The sequence below is a fragment of the Pantoea sp. ANP04 genome, from assembly GCF_041982285.1.
Classification (GTDB): domain Bacteria; phylum Pseudomonadota; class Gammaproteobacteria; order Enterobacterales; family Enterobacteriaceae; genus Pantoea; species Pantoea eucalypti.
This window is the reverse complement of record NZ_JAUTYS010000102.1, coordinates 1-585: the sequence shown is the minus strand read 5'-3', so window position 1 is coordinate 585 and position 585 is coordinate 1. Positions and strand designations below refer to the sequence as shown.

Sequence of the window (585 nt, the reverse complement as noted above, 5' to 3'; positions counted from 1 at the left end):
ACCCTGGTGGGCTGGTGGCTGTATGGCGCGCCCCTGGAAACCGCAGTGATCAACGCCGTCGCCGTGCTGGTGATCGCCTGCCCTTGCGCCCTGGGCCTGGCCACCCCCACCGCGATCATGGCCGGCACCGGCGTGGCCGCCCGCCACGGCATCCTGATCAAGGACGCCGAAGCCCTGGAACGAGCCCACGAAGTCAGCTCGGTGGTTTTCGACAAGACCGGCACCCTGACTTCCGGTACGCCACGCATCGCCCATATGCAGGCCCTGGAAGGCGACGACAATAGCGTGCTGCAACTGGCCGGTGCCCTGCAGCGCGGCAGTGAGCATCCCCTGGCCAAAGCGGTGCTGGACCTGTGCCAGGAACGCCAACTGCCGGTGGCCGATGTCAGCGCCAGCCAGTCCCTGACCGGGCGCGGCATCGCCGGCACCCTGGACGGCCGCCAACTGGCCCTGGGCAACCGCCGCCTGCTGGAAGAAAGCGGCCTGACCCCGGGCAGCCTGGCCCAGGCAGCCAAAGACTGGGAACACGAGGGCCGGACCCTGTCCTGGCTGATCGAGCAGAGCCCGCAATCCCGGGTGCTGGGC

The 585-nt window shown here is 69.6% G+C and carries 1 protein-coding gene; it reads left to right on the top strand.

Annotated elements, in window-relative coordinates:
- The coding region (locus Q7C21_RS22545) for an HAD-IC family P-type ATPase (protein WP_375151166.1) at positions 1–585 on the top strand (585 nt) is incomplete at both ends.